We start from the raw sequence: 471 nt of genomic DNA, 5'->3' as shown, positions 1-471 counted from the left end.
CTAAATAGCTGTTCCGAATAGTAGATCACCGGAGGAAGGGAACTCAGTCCAGTTTGTGCGATCTGATTAGTCGCTAAACAAAACAAGCCACACCCAAAGGACTGAGTTGATGCCTATCCTACCACCTCTGCCACGACCACAACGGCGCCGCATTCACAAAATCATCCATGCCACCCGTGATAAAGGACATGCTCGTCGCTTGATGGCCATCTTGCTGTTACATGAAGGACGCACGATCACCGATGTTCATCACCTTACCGGCGCTGCGCGCTCGACCATCGGTCGTTGGCTTCGGTGGTATCGAGATGAAGGCATAGATGCGCTAGAAGCCTTACCGGCTGGCCGTGCCCCAGTCTTACCTATCGCCAAGATTGTCACCTTACTGGTGCTGCTCATGCAGTTTTCTCCGCAAGATTTTGGTTATCAGCGCAGCCGTTGGTGTACTGAACTATTGGCTATAAAAATCAATCG

Annotated in this window: 1 protein-coding gene; it reads left to right on the top strand. The window is 51.2% G+C overall.

Annotation, left to right across the window (positions count from 1 at the left end; all coding sequences use genetic code 11):
• Positions 1 to 109 precede the first annotated feature (109 nt).
• Positions 110 to 471, top strand: a 362-nt coding sequence (locus J9892_RS22430; RefSeq protein ID WP_210539061.1) for a helix-turn-helix domain-containing protein, incomplete at its 3' end; no start/stop codon positions are given.

The organism is Aeromonas sp. Prich7-2 (genome assembly GCF_017939255.1).
In the GTDB taxonomy this organism is placed as follows: Bacteria; Pseudomonadota; Gammaproteobacteria; order Enterobacterales; family Aeromonadaceae; genus Aeromonas; species Aeromonas caviae.
This window is presented reverse-complemented; position numbering and strand designations above follow the sequence as displayed.